Source organism: Photobacterium sp. GB-72, from assembly GCF_003026095.1.
Lineage (GTDB): Bacteria > Pseudomonadota > Gammaproteobacteria > Enterobacterales > Vibrionaceae > Photobacterium.
The window spans coordinates 576,535-601,987 of the sequence record NZ_PYNV01000001.1; the positions used below are offsets into that span (position 1 = coordinate 576,535).

At 41.6% G+C, this 25,453-nt stretch carries 26 protein-coding genes; 3 read left to right on the top strand and 23 right to left on the bottom strand.

Going from position 1 to position 25,453, the window contains the following annotated elements:
* The first annotated feature begins 294 nt into the window (after window positions 1-294).
* A complete protein-coding gene (locus C9J40_RS02520) occupies window positions 295-1,638 on the top strand; it encodes an outer membrane protein transport protein (protein WP_199188046.1) in 1,344 nt (447 codons plus the stop codon).
* Window positions 1,639-1,733: 95 nt separating this feature from the next.
* On the opposite strand, the gene C9J40_RS02525 is transcribed toward C9J40_RS02520, so the two are convergent.
* From C9J40_RS02525 to ccmA, 10 genes are all read right to left on the bottom strand, one after another.
* Window positions 1,734-2,534, bottom strand: coding sequence for a VacJ family lipoprotein (locus C9J40_RS02525; protein WP_107205522.1), 801 nt, complete (start codon window positions 2,532-2,534; stop codon window positions 1,734-1,736).
* Between the two features lie 68 nt (window positions 2,535-2,602).
* Complete coding sequence (ccmI, locus tag C9J40_RS02530; protein ID WP_107205521.1) at window positions 2,603-3,892, bottom strand: c-type cytochrome biogenesis protein CcmI; 1,290 nt, start codon at window positions 3,890-3,892, stop codon at window positions 2,603-2,605.
* Entirely contained in the window at window positions 3,889-4,404 is a 516-nt protein-coding gene (locus C9J40_RS02535; RefSeq protein ID WP_107205520.1) for a cytochrome c-type biogenesis protein, read from the bottom strand. Before C9J40_RS02535 ends, ccmI begins: the two co-directional genes overlap by 4 nt.
* Window positions 4,404-4,958 carry a DsbE family thiol:disulfide interchange protein gene (locus C9J40_RS02540; protein ID WP_107205519.1) on the bottom strand — a complete coding sequence of 185 codons (555 nt, stop codon included), beginning with the start codon at window positions 4,956-4,958 and terminating at the stop codon, window positions 4,404-4,406. The genes C9J40_RS02535 and C9J40_RS02540 overlap by 1 nt, the downstream gene beginning before the upstream one ends.
* On the bottom strand, window positions 4,951-6,933 hold the full coding sequence (locus C9J40_RS02545) for a heme lyase CcmF/NrfE family subunit (protein WP_107245615.1): 1,983 nt from the start codon (window positions 6,931-6,933) through the stop codon (window positions 4,951-4,953). Before C9J40_RS02545 ends, C9J40_RS02540 begins: the two co-directional genes overlap by 8 nt.
* Window positions 6,930-7,415, bottom strand: a complete 486-nt coding sequence (ccmE, locus tag C9J40_RS02550) for a cytochrome c maturation protein CcmE (RefSeq protein ID WP_107245617.1) — start codon at window positions 7,413-7,415, stop codon at window positions 6,930-6,932. Before ccmE ends, C9J40_RS02545 begins: the two co-directional genes overlap by 4 nt.
* Window positions 7,412-7,618 (bottom strand): heme exporter protein CcmD, encoded by a 207-nt coding sequence (gene ccmD / locus C9J40_RS02555; protein WP_045127283.1) that lies wholly within the window; start codon window positions 7,616-7,618, stop codon window positions 7,412-7,414. The genes ccmE and ccmD overlap by 4 nt, the downstream gene beginning before the upstream one ends.
* A 7-nt stretch (window positions 7,619-7,625) precedes the next feature.
* On the bottom strand, window positions 7,626-8,357 hold the full coding sequence (locus C9J40_RS02560; RefSeq protein ID WP_107245619.1) for a heme ABC transporter permease: 732 nt from the start codon (window positions 8,355-8,357) through the stop codon (window positions 7,626-7,628).
* A 153-nt stretch (window positions 8,358-8,510) separates the two neighbouring features.
* Window positions 8,511-9,179 (bottom strand): heme exporter protein CcmB, encoded by a 669-nt coding sequence (ccmB, locus tag C9J40_RS02565; RefSeq protein ID WP_107245708.1) that lies wholly within the window; start codon window positions 9,177-9,179, stop codon window positions 8,511-8,513.
* Between the two features lie 8 nt (window positions 9,180-9,187).
* On the bottom strand, window positions 9,188-9,835 hold the full coding sequence (ccmA, locus tag C9J40_RS02570) for a cytochrome c biogenesis heme-transporting ATPase CcmA (protein ID WP_107245620.1): 648 nt from the start codon (window positions 9,833-9,835) through the stop codon (window positions 9,188-9,190).
* Between the two features lie 115 nt (window positions 9,836-9,950).
* Between ccmA and C9J40_RS02575 the strand changes: the two genes are divergently transcribed.
* Window positions 9,951-10,811: a hypothetical protein gene (locus C9J40_RS02575; protein ID WP_107245622.1), complete on the top strand. Its 861-nt coding sequence runs from the start codon at window positions 9,951-9,953 to the stop codon at window positions 10,809-10,811.
* 3 nt (window positions 10,812-10,814) lie between these two features.
* Window positions 10,815-11,123, top strand: coding sequence for an EscU/YscU/HrcU family type III secretion system export apparatus switch protein (locus tag C9J40_RS02580; RefSeq protein WP_107205513.1), 309 nt, complete (start codon window positions 10,815-10,817; stop codon window positions 11,121-11,123).
* Between the two features lie 3 nt (window positions 11,124-11,126).
* Here the strand turns inward: C9J40_RS02580 and C9J40_RS02585 are convergent, their stop codons facing one another.
* The 13 genes from C9J40_RS02585 to flhB form a co-directional block, all read right to left on the bottom strand.
* On the bottom strand, window positions 11,127-11,561 hold the full coding sequence (locus C9J40_RS02585; protein ID WP_107205512.1) for a DUF2802 domain-containing protein: 435 nt from the start codon (window positions 11,559-11,561) through the stop codon (window positions 11,127-11,129).
* Window positions 11,561-12,055 carry a chemotaxis protein CheW gene (locus C9J40_RS02590; protein ID WP_005370336.1) on the bottom strand — a complete coding sequence of 165 codons (495 nt, stop codon included), beginning with the start codon at window positions 12,053-12,055 and terminating at the stop codon, window positions 11,561-11,563. The genes C9J40_RS02585 and C9J40_RS02590 overlap by 1 nt, the downstream gene beginning before the upstream one ends.
* A gap of 24 nt (window positions 12,056-12,079) precedes the next feature.
* On the bottom strand, window positions 12,080-13,030 hold the full coding sequence (locus C9J40_RS02595) for a chemotaxis protein CheW (protein ID WP_107205511.1): 951 nt from the start codon (window positions 13,028-13,030) through the stop codon (window positions 12,080-12,082).
* On the bottom strand, window positions 13,020-13,799 hold the full coding sequence (locus C9J40_RS02600; RefSeq protein WP_107205510.1) for a ParA family protein: 780 nt from the start codon (window positions 13,797-13,799) through the stop codon (window positions 13,020-13,022). Before C9J40_RS02600 ends, C9J40_RS02595 begins: the two co-directional genes overlap by 11 nt.
* A 10-nt stretch (window positions 13,800-13,809) precedes the next feature.
* Window positions 13,810-14,976 (bottom strand): chemotaxis response regulator protein-glutamate methylesterase, encoded by a 1,167-nt coding sequence (locus C9J40_RS02605; protein ID WP_107205509.1) that lies wholly within the window; start codon window positions 14,974-14,976, stop codon window positions 13,810-13,812.
* Between the two features lie 76 nt (window positions 14,977-15,052).
* Window positions 15,053-17,281, bottom strand: a complete 2,229-nt coding sequence (locus tag C9J40_RS02610) for a chemotaxis protein CheA (RefSeq protein ID WP_107205508.1) — start codon at window positions 17,279-17,281, stop codon at window positions 15,053-15,055.
* 9 nt (window positions 17,282-17,290) lie between these two features.
* Window positions 17,291-18,010 (bottom strand): protein phosphatase CheZ, encoded by a 720-nt coding sequence (locus C9J40_RS02615; protein WP_005370327.1) that lies wholly within the window; start codon window positions 18,008-18,010, stop codon window positions 17,291-17,293.
* Between the two features lie 38 nt (window positions 18,011-18,048).
* The gene (cheY, locus tag C9J40_RS02620; protein ID WP_199187030.1) at window positions 18,049-18,420 is read right to left on the bottom strand and encodes a chemotaxis response regulator CheY; all 372 of its coding nucleotides are present in this window, start codon (window positions 18,418-18,420) and stop codon (window positions 18,049-18,051) included.
* Between the two features lie 64 nt (window positions 18,421-18,484).
* Window positions 18,485-19,207 (bottom strand): RNA polymerase sigma factor FliA, encoded by a 723-nt coding sequence (locus tag C9J40_RS02625; protein ID WP_045082753.1) that lies wholly within the window; start codon window positions 19,205-19,207, stop codon window positions 18,485-18,487.
* Entirely contained in the window at window positions 19,200-20,090 is an 891-nt protein-coding gene (locus tag C9J40_RS02630) for a MinD/ParA family protein (protein WP_005370324.1), read from the bottom strand. Before C9J40_RS02630 ends, C9J40_RS02625 begins: the two co-directional genes overlap by 8 nt.
* Complete coding sequence (gene flhF, locus C9J40_RS02635) at window positions 20,083-21,795, bottom strand: flagellar biosynthesis protein FlhF (RefSeq protein WP_107245623.1); 1,713 nt, start codon at window positions 21,793-21,795, stop codon at window positions 20,083-20,085. The genes C9J40_RS02630 and flhF overlap by 8 nt, the downstream gene beginning before the upstream one ends.
* A gap of 50 nt (window positions 21,796-21,845) precedes the next feature.
* Window positions 21,846-23,942, bottom strand: coding sequence for a flagellar biosynthesis protein FlhA (flhA, locus tag C9J40_RS02640; RefSeq protein WP_107205504.1), 2,097 nt, complete (start codon window positions 23,940-23,942; stop codon window positions 21,846-21,848).
* 362 nt (window positions 23,943-24,304) lie between these two features.
* Complete coding sequence (gene flhB, locus C9J40_RS02645; protein WP_045148070.1) at window positions 24,305-25,435, bottom strand: flagellar biosynthesis protein FlhB; 1,131 nt, start codon at window positions 25,433-25,435, stop codon at window positions 24,305-24,307.
* Window positions 25,436-25,453 lie beyond the last annotated feature (18 nt).

The following is a 25,453-nucleotide window of genomic DNA, read 5'->3' on the forward strand; positions in this document are numbered from 1 at the left end:
TCTTTTCACTACCACTTCCACCTCACTTTCCTTTCATTAATTCACTCGACACGTTCATAATTTGTATAAATAACAATCAGAACAATACAACAACTGGTACATGTGTACGCTGAAAACAGGTCAGATCAGAACAGCACGAACAAAAAGTAACGGATATAATTCCAAAATAAACAAATCAAAGGAATATTACTTCAATAAGTAGAATTTATAGCGATAAATTGTCACGCCATTAATTGTTAAGGGTATTATTCGCGACTTAGTTTCAGCGAACAATTAGCGATTAATATTAAAATGATGAATAAAAATAAAATTACATTATCTTTAACGGCTGCATTAGCATTAGGCATGAGCTCTAACGCCCTAGCTGCAGGATTCCAATTGGCTGAATATTCAGCAACAGGTTTAGGCCGCGCATTTGCTGGTGAAGCAGCAATGGCTGACAATGCCAGCGCCCAATTCCGTAACCCTGCAATGCTGACATACCTTGAAGGTACGCAAATATCAGTCGGTGCAATTTACGTTGACCCAAACATTGATGTTAAAGGGAATCTACAACTTAATGATCAAACCATAGATCAAACTGAATCTCGTGATATCGCTAATAGTGCCGTTATTCCCAATTTTTATATTTCTCGTCAATTGAACGATAAAGCAACATTAGGCCTAGCATTTGGTACAAACTTTGGTATGCGTACCGAACTTGGCACCCAGTTCACTGCCTCTCTTTTCGGTAATCAAGCGGAAGTACACACCGTTGAAATCAACCCTAATCTTGGTTACAAAATTAATGACCAATTTAGTGTTGGTGCCGGTGTGCGTTATATTATGGCAAAAGGCCACTTCGGCGCGGCACTGCCAAGCGCACTACCAGCGGCTGTTTCTGGAATGTTGTCACCACAACAGAAATATATTTATGATCAAGGCTTAGCGGGTAAAAATCTTAAATATATGGAAGGAGAAGATAATGCATGGGGTTGGCAAGCAGGTGCAGCATGGCAAATTAACCCAGCAAACCGTATTGGCGTAAGCTATCGCTCAGCTGTTGACCTAAACCTTAGCGGTCACGCTAGCGGCCTTGCATACAACAACCAAACTTTACCCGGTTCATTACCGCTTGAGCTTCCAGCATCTGCAGAGATTGCAACCTTACACCAGTTAACCGATCAATGGGCTATTCATACCAGCATCAACTGGACAGATTGGAGCAGCTTTGAAAAATTAGAAGCGAATATTCCGGCTCTTGGTTCACACAGTAACGATCTAATTAAAGAAGAAAACTGGAAAGACAACTACCGTTTTGCTATCGGTACTACTTACCAAGTAAACAGTAAACTCGCACTTCGTTCTGGTATTGCCTATGACATGGCTGCAGTTGATGAAGCCCACCGAACTCAAACGATCCCTGAAACTGATCGTACTTGGTTAAGTCTTGGTGCGGGTTACCAGTGGTCTAAGAATTTAACATTAGATGCAGGCCTGACCTACGTTTATGCGAAGAAAGCGCACCTAAACGAAACAGATAAGAGTATTAATGGCCTGGCTAGCGGCCTACTTCAACAACCAACTAAACTCTCTTTCGCTGGTACAACATCTGGTGATGTGTGGTTAGCGGGTGTACAAGCAAGCTACCGTTTCTAAGTAAAATAAAATTTATTTAGAAAAACAAGCTCGCTACAAACTATACCACATATAAAAAGACCTCCTTATTGGAGGTCTTTTTTAGTTAAGTAATATTACTGATCATCAATTTCATCAAGATAACTATCATCAAAACTATCTGCTTGTTGCTCTTGGTCAACTTTACCGTCACTGGCAACAAAGTCTTTATATTGAATATATGCATCACGAGTAAATACATATGGATCGGGTGAGTTTTCTAGCATCGCTTCTTGTTGTGCTAATGCAGCACGATCTTCCATCCCCTGAAAAAGCCATTTACCTAGCCCTTCCCAAATATTTAATAAGCTGAACATTGGGTAGAGTTCATCAGCCGCATCACCAAAACCTCGGAACGTCACTGGGCCATAAACTGGTAACATCAAATAAGGACCATTTGGTACACCATAATAACCTAACGTGTCACCAAATCGTCGATCCGCAGGTTTATTTATGTCAGCCGCAGATGCGATATCGATTAAACCACCCAATCCAAAAATTGTATTAATCCAAAAACGGTTAAAATGGGTGACCGCAGCTTTGCCATTTAACGACAGTAGGCTATTAACCATACTTGCAGGCTCATCTAAATTTGATAAAAAATTCATGATGCCTTTACGAACAGGGGTTGGCGTGTAATTAACATATGCCATTGAAACTGGACGGGCTACGTACGGGTCTAAATAGTTAAAATTAAAATCCCACATAGCACGGTTAAACCCCTCAAATGGGTCATAAACGCCATTACTATCACTGTCAGCATCAATATGATCAGTAATATTGTTAGAGGTAATTTGTTTTGACGGTTCATCTGGTGTTTGCGCACAACCGACTAGCCCCAGAGAAAGCCAAATTATTAGTAAGAAAATTCTATTCAAAACATATATCCAATAGAAAGCAGGCTGGACAATAATATCCAGCCTGCTCTATTTGTTCCAGTATTGAATCAATATTGTTTATTAATTAATACTTTTGTATCACCACCAAGCATCACTTTCTGGCTTTCACCATACCAATCACCTTGTTTCGTCATGACGTTACCATCACTATCAATACGAGCACGGACAATCATTTCAGATAATGACGATAGCTTGCGCTGCGGCATCATGCTGTCTTTATCCGTTAACGTAATGGTTAATGGGAAAGACGTTGTCAGTGGTAGCTTTACAGCTGCAATAGGCATTGGTGCACCATCAGCGCTATGAACAGAGACAATAATATCGCCCTGCTTTGGCATCACGACGTTTGGCGCTAATGAAATTGTCGCCACTATCTGCTGTTTTGCTTGTTCAGCACTGACTTTTGGCGCAGTTTCTGCCGCAGCTGCAGCAGAACCATTGACTAATGCCTTCGCTTTATCATCAGCATTTAAACGTGCTTGTGCGCGTTCAATACTTCGATCAAGCATCGGTGCACGCGAATCATCCGGTCCGATAAGCTTTTTCATCATAGTCCAGTAAGCGATCGCTTGTTCAAACTTGTTTTGCTCAAACGCATCGAAAGCGAGTAGCGATAATGCTTGCACGTTAGTATGATCTTTCTTAATGACATTGCGTAATAAGTTACGTGCCATGTCACTTGCGCCCGGCTTACCACTTAGCATTAATGACTGTGCATAACCTAACTGAATATCCTCATCAACAGGGTTTAAGTCATAAGCTTTTTTCATTGCCATTTCAGCGGTTTCACCATCACGGTTTGCCATTGCGATACGACCTAACAATAACCACCCCATAGGATCATCACCGTCATCGTGCAATTTAGTACGTAATGCTAAAGTCAGATCAGACATATCTTGATCAGACAATGGTTCATTGGCTGCGTTATCACCCAGTAAGCGTTGAGAAAGTTGAGGCAGACGGTTTACCGCATCATGCCACGCTTCTACTTTCTGAATACCGCCCACAGAGGCGTACATGCCATAGCTCACACCAACAATTAAGATAATGCCAGGTAGCAACATCCCAGCACTAACATGAGTAGATTTTTTCTCTTTACTTTCAGGTATATCATCAAGCAATGACTGTTGAAGCTCAGAAACTAATTCTTGGCGATTCTCAACCAAGCCTTCTTCTGATTCGTGTTCCAGTTCATGAATACGATCTTTAAAGAATGCTTTGTTTAATTCATCTCGGCTTGCTACATCATCGTATTCTTTACCATACAACATAGGTACAGCAAAAAATGCTATTGCAATAAGCACTAAGACAGCAGTTATAATCCAAAACAGCGTCATTTGTTTACCTTTGATTGAGTATCAACACTTTTAGCATCTTGCTGTTCCATCTCTGCAAGCAGTGCTTTTAATCGTTTAGCTTCTTCCTCATCTAATTGAGCCTGCTCAACTTTTTCACCGTTTTTACGCGTACGATAAACCAGAACAGTAAAGCCAATAACGATAAACAGAATAGGACCAACCCATAAAATTGCAGTCGAAGCTGTCATCGGTGGATTGTACGTAACAAAGTTACCGTAACGCGCAATCATGTAATCAATAATTTGCTGACTGGTTTTGCCTTCTTGAAGAAGCTCAAATGTTTTCTGTCGCATATCTTGCGCTAAGGTTGCATTTGAATCAGCAATATTATTGTTCTGACACTTAGGGCAACGTAATGTTGCCGTTAGCTCTTGAAACTGCTTTTCTTGTTCCGCATTTTTAAAGTCATAGACATCAATCGATGCAAATGCTGGTAACGCCGCGGTTAGCGCAATCGTTGCAGCTATAACAAGGGCAAATAAACGTTTCATTAACCTTTTGCCTCCGCTTTTAGCTTGTTGTACAACGGCTCAAGCGTTTTTTTCCAATTTTCAGGATTAACGTCACCCACATGGCGATAACGAATAATGCCGTTAGCATCAATAATGAATGTTTCAGGTGCGCCATACACACCTAAATCCATACCTAACATACCGTTACCATCATAAAGTGTATGCAAATAAGGATTACCCAATTCAGTTAACCAACCAATCGCTTTCTCACGTTGATCTTTGTAGTTCAGACCAATGATCTTAACGCCTTGTTTCGCTAACGTATTTAAGTATTGGTGTTCTGCATAACATGTCGGACACCATGTCGCCCACACGTTAAGCAATAATGGTTCACCTTTGAAAATCGTTTGTTGATACTCTTTTCCTGGTTGGAATAGATCTTCTAATTTAAAGGTCGGTACAGGTTTACCTACCAATACCGATTCTAATTTTGTTGGATCATCACCATCAGCATTGCGGGTTAACTGCACCATAAACATAATAACCAGTGCAATGAACAAGACTAACGGAATAAAGAGGAACTTCTTATTCATGGGTTAATTTTTCCTCTGACGATTTATTACTCAGTTTTGCAGGAGTGCGGAATCGGTAACGTTTATCGCTGATCGCCAATGCACCACCTAACGCCATTAAAAATGCACCCGCCCACATCCAGTTCACAAATGGTTTGTAGTAAATACGAACAGCCCATGCACCATCACCAAGCTTCTCACCCATAGCAACATATAAATCACGAGTAATCCCGCTATCAATTGCCGCTTCTGTCATCATAGAGCCAGCCACACTGTAGAAACGTTTTTCAGCATGTAGTGTTGTTACATTAATACCACGACGGCTAATATTGAAATCAGCTATATATCCATCATAGTTAGGACCATCTGCATCACGTAATCCAGCAAAGTGGAAATCATAGCCTTTCACATTAACAGATTGACCCGGCGCTAAACGTAAATCACGTTCGATATCGTAGTTAGAGACTAGCGTGATACCAATGATAGATATCGCTAAACCAATATGGCCTAACACCATCGCCCAATGGCTACGACCTAATTTACCTAAGCCATCAACAAAAGTATGACGGTGTGTCGCACGCTCGAATAACTCAAAACCATGCATCACAATGATCCACACCGCCATCATCATCCCTAACACCGCAAGCGGTTCAACCACACTTGCCGTAAAGTAAATAACAAGGTATGAAAATGGAATCGTGATCAGTGCTGAGATAATCATTGGCTTGCGAACATGTTTGAAATTATCGCGTTTCCAACGAACAAGAGGACCAACACCCATAATAAAAGCAAACGGGATCATCAACCATGTAAATAGCATGTTGAAGAAAGGTACACCGATAGAAACAGAACCTAAACCAATTTGCTTATGTACCAATGGTAATAATGTACCAATAAGTACAACCACTAAGCCTGCAACAAGTAAAATGTTGTTTGCTAGTAACAGGTTTTCACGTGAGAACAAGCTGTAGTTACCACGAGAACGAATTTGACCACCACGTAATGCATACAGCAGTAAAGAACCACCGATAACAACCACAAGGAAACCAAGAATGAACATACCGCGAGCCGGATCTGACGCAAATGCATGCACAGAAACCAATACGCCAGAACGCACTAAGAACGTACCTAATAAACTTAATGAGAAGGCAGAGATCGCAAGCAGTACAGTCCATGCTTTAAATGTGCCACGCTTTTCTGTTACTGATAGCGAGTGCATTAACGCCGTACCTGCAAGCCATGGCATAAATGATGCGTTTTCTACTGGATCCCAGAACCACCAGCCACCCCAGCCAAGTTCGTAGTAAGCCCACCATGACCCTAGTGCGATACCTACCGTTAGGAATGACCATGCCGCGATTGTCCATGGACGAGACCAACGTGCCCAAGCGGTATCTAAACGACCAGTCATCAAGGATGCAATGGCAAAAGAGAACGCAACAGAGAAGCCAACGTAGCCCATGTAAAGCATTGGCGGGTGAATAATTAGACCCGGATCTTGCAATAATGGGTTTAGATCACGACCTTCGACAGGGAATACCGGTAGCGTACGTAAAAATGGGTTAGAAGTAATGATAATAAACAGTAAGAAACCCACTGCAATCATCCCCATCACCGATAAGACACGAGAAACAGATTCAAGTGGCATATCACGGCTAAAACGCGCCACAGCAGCAGCCCAACCGGCTTGGATAAGTACCCAAAGCAGCAATGAACCTTCGTGCGCGCCCCATACCGCTGTAATACGGTAATACCACGGTAATAAACTTGTCGAGTTACTGGCTACATACGCAACAGTAAAATCATTGTTATAGAATGACCAACATAAAATAACAAAAGATAACGATATAAAAGCAAAAATACCGTATGCCAATGGTCGTGCCATACGCATCATTGCTTGGTTACCGACTGCAGCACCATATAGCGGATAAATACTGGCCAGTACCGATAAGGCGAGGGCAGTAATAAGGGCAAAATGGCCTATTTCAGGGATCATTGAGCACTACCTTGTAGTTGTTCTTCAGTATATTGAAGTTTTGAGTGATTTTTCTTCATCGCATCAGCGACTTCAGCCGGCATGTAATTTTCATCATGCTTAGCCAGTACTTCGTGTGCTTTTATTGTTGTTGGACCAACGAGTACACCTTGCGCGACAATACCCTGCCCTTCACGGAAGAGATCAGGCAAAATACCATCATAAGTGACAGTTACTGAAGGGCCGACATCAGCAACTTTAAAACTCACTTCTAAAGATTGAGGATCACGCTTCACAGAGCCTTTCACCACCATGCCACCAATACGTAAACGTTGACCAACTTCTGGTTTGGTGCCATCAGGCTTACCATTAACCAGTTCTGTTGGTGTGTAGAATAGATCCATATTTTGATTTAACGCATAAAGCACTAAACCAATGGTAGCACCAAGGCCTAAAACGAGCGCTAACACTAAGGCGAGACGCTTCTTACGTCTTGGGGTCATAGCGTATTCTCCATCTTTTTCGCATCTTTAATGCGTTGTTCACGTGCGATTTTATTTTTAATGTCACCTAATACGCGACGATGGGTGGCCATACTAGAAAAGAGGATCCATAGCATCGCCAAAAATGAGATGCCAAACGCACTCCATACATAAGCAGCATAACCACCCATGGCAAAAAAGTCGCTCATAGAATCAAAATGCATACCAACCTCACTTCACTAGCTCACGCACCCAAGGGCGGTGACTTTCGCGGATAAGAATTTCATTACGTAGACGGATCATAGTCACCGCACCGAAGAAAAAAGCAAAACCCACAATACCAATCAGCAACGGCCATAACATATCTGTTGACATAGAAGGCTTGGCAAATTTAGTAATGGTTGCACCTTGGTGAAGGGTATTCCACCACTCGACAGAGAAGTGAATAATAGGAATATTGATCACACCAACAATCGCTAAAATACCCGCCGCTTTGGCTGCTGTTTTTTGATCATCAAAAGCATTATACAATGCAATAACACCAAGATATAAAAATAGAAGAATGAGTTCAGATGTTAAACGCGCATCCCACACCCACCATGTGCCCCACATTGGCTTACCCCAAATAGCACCAGTGATCAATGCAATAAAGGTAAACACTGCACCAACCGGCGCCATCGCAGCAGCGGCCATATCCGATAATCGAATCTGCCACACTAAACCAATGAATGCGGCAATAGCCATTGATACATAAGCACCCATCGACCAGATTGCAGCGGGAACATGCAAGTAAATAATTCTAAAGCTGTCACCCTGTTGATAATCCGCTGGCGCAAACATTAAGCCCCAAATAGAACTGACAACAATGGCAATTAAGCTAATCATGGAAAACCAAGGCAGTAACTTACCGCACAAGCGATAGGTATTCTCGGCTTTAGCGTAGGGATGTAACCACTTCCACATAATGCTCTCTACTCGTTATATAGTTATAAATACGTCATTAAAACCAAGTTCAGTCACAAAATAATAGGATTTTGTGTCATCCCTTAACCTTATAAATCTCTACCGGTTGGATAAATAAACAAAATGGAAGGCATCATCGCTCCCATTCTTGATTTAATTCACACTGATCCTTAGCGATGCCGCAACCGCAAACGGTGCTAACGTTAAAGAGGCCACCAACATTGCCGCCATTAATGCTAATTGCCCGTTATATGCCATCCCTAGGCCTGCAGCTTCTATTGCAGAGGTTGCGAATATAAGCACAGGTATATATAACGGTAATATGAGCAAGCTCAATAAAACGCCACCTTTTCGTAATCCAACCGTTAAAGCGACACCAATTGCCCCTAAAAAGCTTAATGTTGGCGTACCTACTAGCAATGTGAGTACAACGGCTACCCATGTATCCCAATTTAAGGATAATAAAATCGCTAATAAGGGACTAATTAATATCAGCGGTAGACCTGTCAACAACCAATGCGCAAGCATTTTAGCAAAGGCAGATACCGCTAATGGTGTCGGCATTAATAACATTTGCTCCAGCGAGCCATCGGCATAATCATCACGAAAGAGGCGTTCCATTGATAATAACGCTGCTAACAATGCCGCCACCCAAATGATCCCAGGAGCAATACGTGCAAGCAATTTAGGCTCAGGACCAATACTTAATGGAAATAAGGTGATCACAATAATAAAGAACCACAATGGGTTCATCACATCTGCACGTCGACGAAAAGCAATTAACAATTCACGACGAATAATTTGAATAATAGAATTAAACACCGTGCTCACTACCCTAACTTAATTTTTCGTAAATGATTACTATCCGTAAACATATCTTGGTGCGTGGTTAATAACACCATGCCACCACGTTCAACATGAGATAAAAACAAGTTTTCAAGCACCTTGACACCTTGCTTATCAATCGCCGTTAATGGCTCATCAAGCACCCATAATTTATGATTACTTAACCATAGACGCGCTAATGCAACACGGCGTTGCTGACCTGCAGATAGTTGCCCTGCTGGTACATCTTCACGCCCCGCTAACCCAACATGCGCCAATGCTTGCCATAATGCGTCCTCACCCATAACTTGTGGTGAACCCTTGAGATCTGAGCCTTGATTGCATTTATGCATGGCTTGAAAAAAAGCCAAGTTCTCAAAGGCGGTAAGTTCACGCTTTACGCCAGTTTGATGACCAAGAAACAACAGCTCTTGATGGTAATCTTCTCGTGCAACCTGAATATCTTCTTGATTCCAAAGAACGTGCCCACTATCCGCGCGGCCTAACCCAGCAATAATACGTAACAGTGTGGTTTTACCCGCACCATTATGGCCTTCAATTTGCACTAACTCGCCACTTGATATAGTGAAACTGAGTTCGTCAAACAATAAACGTTCATCACGAACGCAGCTTAAGTCTGCTACTGACAACATATAAATGATGTATCCTAGGTGTCACAAATCAGTCCGCATGATACCACAATGGCTAATAATTTAGCTAAACTACGGACATATTCATCGTTAACTAACGTAAGTAAATGTGAAATATATGCGCATCAATTTAACGCCATCTCACCCCCCTAGCGCAGCAAACACTGCTCAAATTGAAAAACCTTTATCGGATAATCGAAAGAGCCAGGCGCCATTATTTACTCGCTCAGGAGAAAAAGAGCAAAACCTCATTTCTCAACTACCGCAATTATTGTTATCCATAAACAGCTTGCAACGTTTAGTTACACTTTTATCTAACCCGTTAAACTCTGGTACAGCTAAATTAGCCACATCGCCCTCTAACAACCTAAATACTATTTTCCAGCAGCTCTTTGCACCACAAAATCAAACCAGCTTAATCACTTGGTTACAACAAGGTGGAGAACGAAAACCTTTAGCTCAGTTATTACAGCAACTATCTCAACCACAAAGCCAGTTAAACCAATGGTTAAAAACGTTAAGCCCTGAGCAACAGCAAGATATTCCCGCTCTATTAAGGCTTGCCGCTGAGCAACGAGGACCAGAAACACAACGTACACAAGATACCAGTAGCATTTATCTGCAATGGCCGATGAATAACAACCAATCTATTGATATTAAAATAAAAAATGAAAATGAGGATTCAGACTCAAATGCCGACAAGAGTATCAATTCCTGTTGGACGGTCAAATTGGCATTACCTATTGGTGCAATCGATATACTTAATGTTACAGCCCAATGGAAAAACAGCACATTAACAACGGTATTTGAAACCGTTAATCCATTGTTACTACATAAAATAGAGCAGGTCTCGCCGCTACTTTTTTCTCGTATGGCACAGTTAGGTATTAACTGTGAATCTCCTAAATTTCTGCAAGCTCAAGATAAAGAGTCTAATGACCCTCTAGCCTCTTCTAATGGCTTATTGATTAAGGTCTAAGTGATGACTACAGATAATAAAACAACCTCGCATGCAGTTGCACTTAAATATGATGGTGACAAGTCTCCTTATATTACAGCCAAAGGCCACCAGCAATTAGCTGAACATATTATTGAACAAGTGAAACTGCAAGGTGGCTTAATACATCAAGATCCCGTTCTGGCACAATATCTAAATAGCTTTGATGTCGGTGATGAAATCCCACAAGAGTTATACTTGATTATTGCCGAACTGATTGCCTTTTCATGGTACTTAAACGGAAAAACCCCTCCGGGATGGGAGGGGCTTGAAGATATTAATATATCAGTATAACGATTAACGTCGACGGTGTTTTTGCATCGTCTGCTGTAAGCGAAGCAGAAGTTCAGCTTCAGCTTTAGGTAAATCACACTCATTCATCAATTCATGTACATCTGCGCCCAACTCTACCATTTTACTGGCACGGCTATATAAACGTCCTTCGGGATCGTTCATCATGATCTCTGTTTGACGATCTTCAACCACTTCTAACTGATGTGACATATCCGCCAGTTTGTGACTCATACCCATTGTTCCTGCACGCAATTCATTGAACTCTTTATTCAAGCGTTCATTTTGTAAACGGGCATTTTTCAATACAGTTTCAATAGCGGCAAATTTTGTTTCTAAACTCCGTCGCGCTTTACGCTCGCGAAGCAATAACACAGTAAAGATTAAAACCGCCAATACACTAATAACAGTAGGTATCCACTGGAGCAGAATAGTATTCATTACAAGTACGCCATCTCATCCCACTCTTCATCAGATAGCAGCTTATTAAGATCAACTAAGATAAGTAATTGTCCTTCGCGGTTACTTACACCTTGAATAAACTTCGCACTCTCTTCGGTACCCACACTTGGCGTGCTATCAATTTCAGAACTACGTAGATAAACCACTTCAGCAACACTATCGACAAGAATACCAATCACTTGTTTTTCTGCTTCAATGATAACAATACGTGTATTGTCAGAAATCTCACCCGGAGCTAAGCCAAAACGAGAGCGAGTATCGATAACAGTAACGACATTACCGCGAAGATTAATAATACCGAGCACATAATCAGGCGCACCTGGCACTGGTGCAATTTCTGAATAGCGCAAAACCTCACGGACTTGCATAACATTTATACCGTAAGTCTCATCTTCTAGCTGAAATGTCACCCATTGCAGAACCTGATCATTCGCTCCGTCTTTTTGGATCTCAGCGATATTTACCTGTGACATGCTATTCCCTCTTAAGGTCCTGTATTACTCAATACTATTTACATCCAATCCATTGTTTAGCATTGCGATCAACGCATCGACATGGATAAGTGCACACATTTTATCTTTTACCATACCCGCAAGCCAAGGGCGTTTTCCAGCCTTCTCTCGCCAGCGAATATCATTGCCATTCAGCATTTTGGTGCCATGCAGTTTATCGCTAGCTAGCCCCCATTGGCTATCGCCAAGCATCACAATATAACGATAATTATCACGATACTCATCACCAACTAGCTTCTCTGGCATTACCCAACGTGCAGTATCAACTACATCTAACTTTTGCTCGCGTGTTGACTGTAGACCCAAATACCAATTAGGACGCCCAAGTAAACGGTTAAGCTCGCCAAGTTGATGAATACCACCCAATTGCGTGAGCGCAACAGCAAATGTCACACCATTAACTTCAAAAAATAGCGCTTGAAACGCTTGTTCCATCCCATGATGTGTCCACTGCTCTGGCGGAATTAACCCTGCATCTTCAGCAATTTCAGCGGTTTTGATAACCTCCGTTTCAACGGTATCTTCCGCTATATTTTCAGTACTCGTACACCTAGGTTCAGCTTCTTTAATAGAAGTTAGTTGCTCTGGTATGACGTATTCTGTTTCTGAAAAAATTTGTTGTGGATTTGCAGTTTGTATAACATTTTCTTGAATATCATCAACATAATTTTCATCAACTTGACTCAATAGTCGTGCTATATCTTGTCGATTTGACGGCTCTGCATAATCAACAGCAACATAAGGCTGTGGCTTTAATACATTTAACTTAGGTTGAAGTAACGTAGACGCGACTTCAACATTTTCAATACTTGGTTTATCGACATCTAAAATGGGATCTTTAATCTCCGCAGGTACAGCAACTTCATTTGATTCTTCTAATAAATCAAAAAAATAATCATCTAGGGCTTGATCACTTGAAAGTGGCTTACTTTGCATGATTGTCTAACCGTTCTACATATTTTAATAACGTTTTGTAAGCAAACACACCACGACAGTTTCGGGCATATAATGATGGTGGCATATGTTTAATACTGGCATCACGGAACTTTGTATCAATAGGTACCGCAGACGCCCAAACTTGTTCAGGGAAACGAGCCTTGAGTTCTTGCAACGTTTGGAGTGATGCGCGTGTTCGTTTATCGTACATAGTTGGAACAATCGTGACATTAAAACCAGACGGCTTAGAACGCTGCATAATTTGTAACGTCCTCATCATTCTTTCCAAGCCTTTCATGGCTAAAAACTCGGTTTGTACTGGTATAAGAATGCGATCGCTCGCCGCCAATGCATTGACCATCATCACCCCCAAAATCGGTGGGCAATCTATCAGTACGTAATCATAGTCATCAACTAAACTATGCAGCGCTTTTTTTAACACTAACCCCATACCACTGCGATTTCCCATTACACGATCAAGTGTTGCCAGTGACATATGGGCAGGAATAATATCAATATTATTAAATGCTGTTTTAAGAATAAGTGGTTTTACACTGACTTTATTCACTACGGGTAATTGAAACAAATCAAATAAACTCGCGGGTACTTGCTCTGAATCAAAGTTTAAATACGTTGTTAACGATGCGTGTGGGTCGGTATCAACTAATAAAACACGTTTATTTTGCTCACTCAGCAATCCGGCTAATGTAATTGTGGTTGTGGTTTTCCCCACCCCACCTTTTTGATTAGCAATACTCCAAACAATCACCCCTTGATCCTCACTGTAAACCTAGTTCTATTAACATACATTCAGCAATACGATCTAAAGGTAAGTCGTGGCTTGATATACCCGCTTTAGCAACGGCTTGAGGCATACCGTATACCACACAACTGTCTTCATCCTGCGCCCAAATAGTTGAACCACTATTTTTTAGCATTCTTGCGCCATCTCGACCATCAGCGCCCATACCGGTTAATACCATTGATAGGACTTTGTCTTGATAAACTTTAGCCGCAGAACCAAATGTTACATCAACACATGGTTTATAATTCATGCGCTCACCGCTATCAATAATACGTAATCTTGATGCGCCAGGTCGACCATCAAGCATCATTTGTTTACCGCCTGGAGCAAGATACGCCATACCCGCTTTCAACATATCCCCATTTTCCGCTTCTTTCACTCCAATTTTGCACAGCTGATCTAATCGTGCAGCAAAAGCGGCGGTAAATGTCGCAGGCATGTGCTGAATAAGCACTATCGGATAGGGAAAATTAGCAGGTAGCTGAGTCAATATTTTTTGTAATGCGACAGGGCCACCCGTGGATGTGCCAATTGCAACAATCTGGTATTTTTTTCCTGACGCTTTAAAACGTAATGCGGGTTTGACAACAGATGCACGCGCAGCTCTTGAAGATGAAACAGATGAAGGTTCAGCCTGCAAGCGTGACGTTAGCGTTGGTTTCGTCGTCGATGTATGAGTGCTTGTTAATGGCGAAGAAGGAAGAGATGTTGAACGCGTCGTCGCACTTCGGCGCATAAAAATACGTTTACGTGCAAGCTCTGCAACACGTTTTTGAAGCAGTTCAACGGCTTCATCACGATTACGCGCAATATCTTCAAATTTCTTTGGCAAGAAATCTAATGCACCAGCATCAAGGGCATCAAGCGTCGCCTTGGCACCATCATGAGTTAACGAAGAAAACATTAAGATCGGAGTTGGTGACACTTTCATGATCTCGCGAACGGCTGTAATACCATCCATTACGGGCATTTCGATGTCCATTGTGATCACGTCAGGTTGCAGTTTTTGGGTTAACTCTACCGCTTCTTTGCCATTAACGGCATTGCCAACAACTTCCAACCGACTATCAGCATTAATTATTTCACTTACTCTTCGACGGAAAAAACTTGAGTCATCAACTACTAATACTTTAACTGCCATGTTACTTTCATCCCGTTGAAACGCTTAAACAAAGGGGGTCATCGCCCCCCTCTTTTATTATTATTTGTCGTGCTAATTAATGACCAGCGTAGTGTTTTAATAAGCTTGGCACATCAAGAATTAATGCAATATGACCATCACTGGTAATAGTTGCACCTGCCATACCTGGCGTACCTTGAAGTAAGCTATCTAGTGGTTTTATCACGACTTCTTCTTGACCAATTAAGGTATCAACCACAAAACCAATTCGCTGATGGCCAATTTGAACAATAACGACATGACCATGGCCACGATCTTTATTCGTACCGCCAGTCATATTTGACAACCAATCTTGTAGATAAAACAGGGGTATCGCTTTATCACGAACAATAATTGTTAACTGACCATCAACAGTATTGGTTTTATTCAAATCAAGGTGGAATATTTCATTCACACTCGCTAATGGCAATGCAAATGGTTGTTCACCAACACCTACCATTAATGTCGGTAAAATAGCCAACGTTAACGGTACTTTAATGTCAATTCGAGTGCCTTTACCTAGCACTGAATCAATATGAATTGAACCATTAAGCTGATTAATCCCTGTTTTTACAACATCCATTCCTACACCACGACCAGAAATATCAGAGATTTCTTTTTTGGTCGAGAAGCCAGGGGCAAAAATGAGATTATACGCTTCATTGTCAGTGATACGAGAAGCGGCATCTGCATCCATCACACCGCGTTCAACAGCAATGCTGCGGAGCTTTTCTGCATCCATACCGCCACCATCATCTTCGATGGTAAGTAGAATATGATCGCCTTCTTGTGATGCTGATAATAAGACAGTTCCCGTACGAGGCTTACCTACCTGCTCACGAACATCCGGCATTTCAATACCATGATCTACAGAATTTCGTACTAAGTGAACCAGAGGATCAGCAAGAGCTTCCACTAAGTTTTTATCTAAATCTGTTTCCTCACCGCGCATTTCCAGTACGATTTCTTTCTTTAAGCTACGCGCTAAATCACGTACAACACGAGGAAAACGACCAAATACTTTCTTGATTGGTTGCATGCGAGTTTTCATCACAGCGCCTTGAAGATCTGCCGTTACAACATCAAGATTTGAGACCGCTTTCGACATTTCTTCATCATTGGTGTTTAAACCAAGACTAACTAAACGATTTCGTACTAAAACCAACTCTCCGACCATATTCATAATGGTATCAAGGGTTGAAGTATCAACACGCACTGTCGCATCCGCTTGTGGTTTTGACTTCTCTTTGACCGCAACAGGTTTCGCTGAGCGCTCTACTGGCGGTTGATGTGCCGCAGAAGCAGGTGGAGTGACCATTGCTGTTGATTGAGTCGAACTAACAGCAGCTTCAACTTCGGTTAAATCATTCGCTGTAGATTGTGCAGCAGACGCTTGTTCTTCTAAAGATGGGCTTTTACCTGCACCATGTAATTCATCAAGCAGACGTTCAAATTCATCATCTGTCATCAAGTCATCACTATCACCGGCACCAGTATCTTCTGGCACGGTAGATGATAGGGTTACTGACGATGATGGTGTTGTAACACTTGCCGCAGGCGTATCACTATTTCCCGGCCCTTTGCCAGAACCGTGTAGTTCGTCTAACAAACGTTCGAATTCATCATCAGTAATATCACCGCTATCAAAATTTAATTGTGCTTCTACATTATTTTGCGCAGTTGGCTCTGGTGCCGTTGGCTTGGATGGGCTTTGTCCAGTACCATGAAGTTCATCAAGTAAACGATCAAACTCATCTTGAGTCATGTCATCAACACTGTCACCAGTGGTAACATTCTCACTACTTGACGTACTCGCGGGTTCTGGTGTCACCTCTGCAATAACATCAACCGATGGCGCTTCAACGGGCTTAGAAATAGGAGCGAGTTCATCTGCTGTTGCAGGCTGGCTGTAATAATGTAAGGCATCTAATAAACGTTGATCAGCACGATCAAGAGGCTGATGTTCTTTCACTTGTTCAAACATCACATTAATACAGTCAAGCGCTTCTAAAATCACATCCATCAACTCAGATGTTACGCTACGCTTGCCTGTTCGCAGCAAGTCAAAAACGTTTTCTGCACCGTGACAAGCATCAACCAGTTCGGTTAAAGAAAGAAATCCTGCGCCACCTTTTACCGTATGGAAACCACGGAAAATAGCATTCAATAATTCAGAATCATCGGGGCTTCGTTCAAGCTCTACCAGTTGTTCAGAAAGCAATTCAAGAATTTCGCCTGCTTCTATTAAAAAGTCCTGCAGGATATCTTCGTCTAAATCAAAGCTCATAAATTTCCCCTAAAATCCAAGACTCGAAAGTAAATCATCAACATCATCTTGTGATTCAACAACATCATTACGTTGCTCTGGATTAATGATTGGCCCTTCAGGCTTTAAGGCGTCTTTTTTATCATCAATCACAGTATTCGCGTCTTGTTCCATGCCAAAAGCTTTAAGAATTTCAACTAACCTATCTTCAACTTCATGAACTAACTCAATGACACGTCGAATGATTTGTCCAGTGAGATCTTGGTAGTCCTGAGCCATAAGGATATCGGTAAGGTGGGTGCGCAGTGTGCTGCTATCACCTTCAATTTGAACAAGCAATAAATCAATATCGTGACACAATGTTTTAAATTCAGTAAGACCAATCTTACCTGCCATTAAACGCTGCCACTGAGGATGTACTTGCAATAACGTGTTATGCAGTTTATCAGCAATAGGTAGCGTGCTTTCAACTGCGTCCATCGTTTTATTTGCGGCTTGCTCCGTTTTGTCGATAACATAAAGCAATCGTTCACGAGCATCAGGAATATCAGTTTTCGCTAAATCATTAACCCGAGGGTCAAGGCGAAAATTAAGTAAAGAATCATGCAACTGGCGAGTAATTTTACCCACCTCTGCAAACATTGGTTCATGGCTATCGGCAACTAATGTTTGTACAAGCGAATTAGCTTCAGCTTGTTGTCCATTTTCTAGCAAGCTGACAAGCTGTTTTGCCTGTTCAAGTGAAATCATGCTTCTTTATCGTCCTTATGCACTACTGATGGTTATTGTTACTGCAAACGTTCGAAAATTTTATCCAATTTTTCTTTCAACGTTGCTGCGGTAAATGGTTTAACGATATAACCATTAACACCTGCTTGTGCCGCTTCAATGATCTGCTCACGCTTTGCTTCAGCAGTGATCATCAATACTGGCAAGTGCTTCAATTGTTCATCAGAACGAATATGACGAAGTAAATCAATACCTTGCATTCCTGGCATATTCCAATCCGTTACAACGAAGTCGAAATCACCCTTTTTAAGCATTGGTAAAGCGGTTAATCCGTCATCTGCTTCTAAGGTGTTGTTAAAACCCAAATCACGAAGCAGGTTTTTAACAATACGGCGCATTGTTGAGAAGTCATCAACAATGAGAATTTTCATGTTTTTATTCAAGTTTGCCTCCACTGAGAGCCAGTGTTCTTCTAGTTCTAAAAATAAATAATTATTAAGCAGTCCATGCTGTTAATTTTGCACGTAATCGCTGCATTGCTTGGCTGTGTATCTGACAAATTCGTGATTCACTAACACCGATTACCGCACCAATTTCTTTTAAATTAAGCTCTTCGTCGTAATAAAGTGATAACACTAACGCCTCTCGTTCTGGGAGGGTTTTTATCGCTTCAGCCAATGACGCACGAAAGTTATCATCAACAACACCTTGAAAGGGTGTGTTTTCACCGATACTTTCTTCATTAGCGACGGTATCTTCTGCCACTCCAAGATCACTAATACCGACTAAGCGTCCACAATTAACATCATTTAGTGCTTGATGGTACTGTTCTAACGGCATATCGAGATATTGCGCAATTTCTTGGTCATTAGGATCGCGTCCTAATTCATTTTCAAGGTGAGATATTGCTTCACTTATCTTTCGGCTATTTTTATATACTGAACGAGGGACCCAATCACCACGACGAATATCATCAAGCATTGCCCCACGAATACGAATTCCAGCAAACGTTTCAAAGCTTGCCCCTTTCGTAGGATCATAATTTTGTTGCGCTTCAAGTAAACCTATCATGCCTGCTTGAATTAAATCTTCCACTAAGACACTCGGCGGTAAACGAACCATTAAGTGATGAGCAATGCGTTTAACTAACGATGAGTATCGTTCGATAAATGCTTGTGGACTCTGCTGATATTGACCATAAGCCATCGCTTTATTCACTGTATGGCACCTCCATGGCCTGAGAACGTTTGATCAATAAACGCTCAACAAAAAACTCAAGATGTCCACCTGGGTTATGCGGAATAGGCCAAGTCATTGCTTTGGTTGATAATGAATTCAACGCCAATGCAGCAGGGCTACGAGGGAAAGCTTCGACCACTATCTTCTGACGTTTAACGGCTTGGCGAACATTATCATCAAGCGGAATACATGCCACGAGCTCTAAATTAGCATCTAAGAATCGTTCAGTAACACGCGTCAATTTGGTAAACAGATCGCGTCCTTCACGGTAACTACGCACCATATTGGCAACAATTTTAAAGCGTTGAACATCATATTCACGACTTAAGATTTTAATCAATGCATAAGCATCTGTAATTGATGTTGGTTCATCACAGACAACAACCAGCACATCTTGCGCAGCGCGAGCAAAACTAAGCACCATGTCTGAAATACCTGCAGCGGTATCTACCAGTAGAAAATCAAGATCGTCTTGTAAATTACCAAAAGCACGAATTAGCCCAGCATGCTGCGCTGGTGTTAACTCTGCCATATTTTGAGTACCCGAGGCAGCAGGAATAATTTTTAACCCGTATGGGCCTTCAATAATGATATCTTCCAGCTCACAGATACCCGCTAAAACGTGAGATAAGTTACGCCCTGCACGAAGTCCTAGCATCACATCAACGTTCGCAAGGCCTAGATCAGCATCCAATACCATGACCCGCTTACCTTGACGTGCCATCGACATCGCCATATTTAGCGTAACATTGGTTTTACCGACACCACCTTTACCACCGGTTACAGTAATCACTTTGGTTGAGGTTAACTGAGTCATTCGACGTAAACCGCTTGCTTGATCGTACATTCTGCTCTCAATCATAATAATCTGCCGCCTTATTATCTGAACTATCACTAGACCAGAAATGTGATTGCTGGCTTATCTCTATCTCCAATAATTCATTAGCACGTGACACTAGGTAGTTCCCCGATGCTATTTTGATATCTTCTGGTACACGCTGGCCATCCGCTAAATAAGCGATAGGTAATGCATTTTGAATCGCCACGCAGATGATCTCTCCTAAACTTAATGACTCATCAAGCTTTGTTAATACGCAACCAGAAAGTGGAATACGACGAAAATGTTCAATCGTTTCCTGCAGCACTCGACGCTGTGATGTCGCTGGCATCACTAAGTAGCTTCGAATATGCGCTCCGCTGTTTTTCATTAAAGTGTCTAGCTGTTCAGATAACCGAATATCACGCTGCCCCATCCCTGCGGTATCAAGCAATACCAATCGGCGATGTCGCAACTGATGTAAGATATCGGCAAGTTCTTCAGCATCTTTAGCAACTCTTACCGGACAGCCCATAATTCGACCATAAGTCGCTAATTGCTCATGAGCACCAATACGATATGTATCTGTCGTCACTAGAGCAATTTGATCTGGACCAAACTCCATTGCCGCGCGAGCAGCTAACTTGGCAATTGTCGTGGTTTTACCTACACCTGTTGGGCCTAATAAAGCCACCACACCGCCCGTATCTAAAATACAATCGTCGGTAGTAATAATTTGATCCGATAACAAATCAAGTAATGCCGGCCATGCTTCATTGGGTTGAATATCTTCAGGGATATAACACGCTAATTGATCGGCTAATTGCTCTGATAGTCCCATTTTTTCAAGGCGCTTAATCATCATGGCGCGCATTGGTTCACGGCGTTCAACTTCTTGCCACATTAAGCCTGATAGCTGGTGTTCTAATAAGCGACGTATCGAGATCATTTCAGATCGCACTTGATCCAGTTCATCTTTACTCGGTTGGGCTTTAGATTCGTAACGAGAAGGATCTAATCGTGGCTTTTGCGGTGAATGCTCACGTCCATTCATACCATGATCATGCTGAGGGCTATCAAATAACCCACGACCAACGGATAAATCACGTTCATATTGTTTTGATGATGGACGACGGTAATCGCCGATATCTAAATCATGCTTATTGGTTTCAGGTTGACGACGCTGAAATAGTGGTGATGTTGATGATGAACGGTTATCACGTGATGAAGGAGTATCTGCATAATGTTGGTCAGAATAACGAGAGTAACCACTAGCCTTTTGTTGCGATGCGCGTTCATTTTGCGGACTGTATGCTGGCTTGTGGTCATGTCGAAATGCATTCGCTTCTGAATATAAGCTGTGACTATCCCCTTGCTCGCGCAATTTAGATTGGCGATCAAGTAATGCACTAAGTGAATCAACCTCGTTAGGTTGCTCATTTTGCTCTTGGGTTGAGGCATAGTTTTGTAATACGCTAGCAAATTTCTGCGCCGTGGATTGGTTCAACTGCACCTTGTCATCAGCAAGTTTACGTCTTGCTTGATTTAACCCTTGAGTAACTTCGTCACGAGAGCGAGGCTGAGTATTTGGAGCTGCTGGAGGCGTTGTATCGACATCCACCGCTGCCACAATCTCAACACCACCAGAAACTTTCTTATTCGACATAATGACGGCATCAGGCCCAAGCTCTTCTTTGACTTCGCTAAGTGCCGTTCTCATATCCTTGGCAAAAAATCGTTTAATTTTCAAAATATCGTCCTATATCAGAAAGGGCTTAGGCGCATCTACAACCACTAACATTAATTACCTACCGCATTCACAATTCGAATTTGTTTTTCATCAGGCACTTCCTGATATGACAATACCCGTAAACTTGGGATCGTATTTTTAACAAATTTAGCTAATGTTGAACGCAACACACCTGAGGTCAATAATACCGCAGGCTCACCTTTCAATTCTTGCTGCTGAGTCGCTTCTGTTAATGAACGTTGTAAACGTTCCGCTAATCCAGGCTCAATACCTGAAGATTCACCACCAGCAGATTGCATAGTTTGATGCAATATTTGTTCCAATTCAGGGACTAGGGTAATCACTGGCAACTCAACTTCTATTCCATTGATTTCTTGACAAATTAATCGTTTCAGACCGATACGAACAGCGGCGGTTAATATGTCAGGATCTTGACTCTTACTGGAATACTCCGACAAAGTTTGGACAATGGTTCGAATATCACGCAGTGGAATAGCTTCATTTAATAAGTTCTGCATTACTTTCACCACAACCCCTAGAGGTAATTGATCAGGAACAAAACCATCAACCAATTTAGGTGTCGTTTGACCTAACATTTCTAATAGGTTTTGTACCTCTTCATGACCCAGTAACTGCGATGCATGATTTGTCAGTAATTGGCTTAAATGAGTCGCCAGTACTGTTGCTGAATCAACCACGGTATAACCTAATGCTTGCGCATGTTCACGTTGTGAGTCTTGTACCCAGACCGCTTCAAGACCAAACGCAGGATCGGTTGTCATTTCACCATCAATAGAACCGAAAACTTGGCCAGGGTTAATCGCCAGATCCATTTTGGGGTGAATATTTGCTTCGCCACAGGCGACGCCCATCAAACTAATGCGGTAACTATTCGGTGGCAGCTCTAAGTTATCGCGAATATGAACCGGTGGGATAAGAAAACCAAAGTCTTGTGATAACTTTTTACGAACACCTTTCACGCGCTCTAGCAACTCACCACCTTGATCTTTATCGACCATTGAAATTAAACGGTAACCCACTTCTAAACCAATGGTATCAACAGGCTGTACATCATCCCACGATAGTTCTTTTAGCGGTTGGGTCGGTGCTAACTCTGTCGGCGGCGCTTGCTTTTCAACAAGTGCTTCTGCTTTCTCTTTCTTTATTCGCCAATAAGCGACACCACCAATAATGGCGGCAAGCAATAAGAAAGGAATATGAGGCATACCAGGAACAATACCCATAACAAATAGAATCATACCGGTGATGATCAGCGCTTGAGGATTGTTAAACATCTGAAAATACATTTGCTGCCCCATGTCCTCGTCAGTATTTTGACGAGTTACCATCATTGCCGCACCGATGGATAACAGTAGCGATGGGATTTGAGCAACAAGACCATCACCAATGGTCAATAAACTGTAAATTTCGAGGGCTTCACCAAATGTCAGACCATGCTGACCCATACCAATGATTAAACCACCAATGATATTGATAAAGAGGATCAAGATACCGGCAATGGCATCACCTTTAACAAACTTAGACGCACCATCCATAGAACCATAGAAGTCGGCTTCTTTTGTTACTTCAAAACGACGAGTACGCGCTTGCTCTTGATCAATAAGCCCTGCGTTTAAATCAGCATCAATAGCCATTTGCTTACCCGGTAAGGCATCAAGGGTGAAGCGAGCACTAACTTCTGAAATACGACCTGCACCTTTGGTTACTACCATAAAGTTAATGATCATCAAAATAAGGAAGACCACTAAACCCACCGCATAGTTGCCACCAATAACAACCGAGCCAAATGCATCAATAACTTGTCCTGCCGCATCAGGCCCTTCATGACCGTGCAATAAAACAACACGAGTCGATGCAACGTTTAGTGCTAAACGTAATAGCGTGGCAATAAGTAGTACGGTAGGAAAAGCAGCAAAATCAAGCGGACGACGGGTATATACCGTCACCAATAACACCACCAGTGAAAGCGCGATATTAAAGGTAAACGTCATATCCAATAGCAACGGCGGCATTGGTAAAATGATCATTGCTAACATTGCCAATACCATTATAGGCGCACCTATTGATGGCATAGACTTGATACTGGCTAACGGCAATCTATCTGCAAAGGGAATTGAAAGCTTCATTCTGTCTAGTGATCTATTCTTTTATTATTGGTATCAATGTTCGTTTTATAAACAAAAGAAGATAATTAAATAGTCCGTTATTTAATAAAGACGATGAACCATGAATGCATAAAATAAGGTAAAGCAATTATCATGCCTTACATATTAGTCATTTTTTTGACAGTGCGAAAAGACTATCAAATTAATAACAGAAAGCTAAAGATAAACGCTATATTTGTGACTTCCTGTCTAATATAAACATTTAATTAAATAACGCCCCTAATAGACCTTATTCCAAAAAAGAATTAATGATTAATATATAAACAATAAATTTTTAGCCACAATATACTTAATTATCATTTCAATAATCATGTACCTAAACATTAATGGCGTAATTCTTCAGGTATATCCATTGCAGCTTTAGATAGTGTTGGTTTTTTGCCTTTACCTTTGCGGTATTCTTTTAACTGAAACACATAAGCTAATATTTGAGCAACGGCAACAAATAAACCATCTGGAATTTGCTGTTCTAATTCAGTCGTATAATAAATAGCACGAGCTAATGGCGCGGCAGGTACAATATCAATATTATGTTTATTGGCTATCTCTCTGATCTTAAGCGCTAAATGATCGCCTCCTTTCGCAATAACAACGGGCGCAGAGTCCAACTTAGGATCGTAGCGAAGTGCGACAGAGAAGTGCTCAGGGTTAGTAATTACCACGTCAGCTTGCGGCACATCTGCCATCATACGTCGCTGAGCCATTTCACGTTGCAGCATTCTAATACGCCCTTTTACTTCAGGCTTACCTTCCGAATCTTTATATTCATCTTTAATTTCTTGTTTGGTCATTTTTAATTGCTGATTAAAATTCCAAATTTGAAATGGCACATCAATGGCAACAACAATAAGCAGTGAGCAACAAATTAAAAGAACAAAGTTTAGTAATATATCGATAGCATGAAAGTAATTGGCAGGAAAAACCTCATTACTGAGTTGGAAAAAGTCTTCTAAACTCGAAAATATCAAGTAGCAAGCAATACTCCCCACCAGCCCAACTTTTAAAATAGACTTAATTAACTCAACCCAACTTTGCATACCAAACATCCGCTTTATTCCACTGAGCGGATTCATTTTTGATAACTTAGGCATTGCAGCTTGAGTGGAAAAGCGAACACCACCGACACCAGCAGCTCCAATAAAAGCAGCAACAAACAAAAAAATGAGTACTAAAAATAAAGGCGCGAGAATATAAACAATCGCATCTAAAATAATAACGAATAAACGATCAAGATCGAATATATCGTCGCGCGTTAAGCTAAACATTGCTGTCATGATATGACTCAGTGCTTTACTTAACCCTTCTCCAAACCACATTAACCCAACAGCACCAGACACTAATACCGCAACAGACGCTAATTCTCTTGAGCGCGGAACTTGACCTTTCTCTCGCGCCTGCTCAAGCCGTCTGGGCGTGGCGTCTTCAGTACGTTCTTGACCATCTGAATCAGACATACTGATTTACTCCCAGTC